Annotated in this window: 1 protein-coding gene; it reads left to right on the top strand. The window is 61.2% G+C overall.

What is annotated here, in order from left to right; genetic code table 11:
* Positions 1-209 (top strand): hypothetical protein (locus GCN75_RS29030; RefSeq protein WP_152285393.1); only part of this gene is annotated, 209 nt, incomplete at both ends.

Raw genomic sequence — 209 nt, 5'->3', positions numbered from 1 at the left:
GTCACCTTGCACAACACGGAAGGCACGGTGCAGGCAGGCCAGCTCGACCTGCATGTGGGCAATCTGGACAACGCAAAAGGTACCATCTTGCAGACGGGCACGGGCGACACGCGCATCGTCACCGGCAGTCTGGACAATACAGCGGGCCGCATTGCCGTCAACAGCAATGACTTGAACATCGATGCGGCCACGCTGGCGAACCGCGATGG

This window comes from Janthinobacterium violaceinigrum (genome assembly GCF_009208555.1).
Lineage (GTDB): Bacteria > Pseudomonadota > Gammaproteobacteria > Burkholderiales > Burkholderiaceae_D > Janthinobacterium > Janthinobacterium violaceinigrum.
Note: the sequence above shows the minus strand (reverse complement) of the source record. Positions and strands in the feature narration are given on the sequence as shown.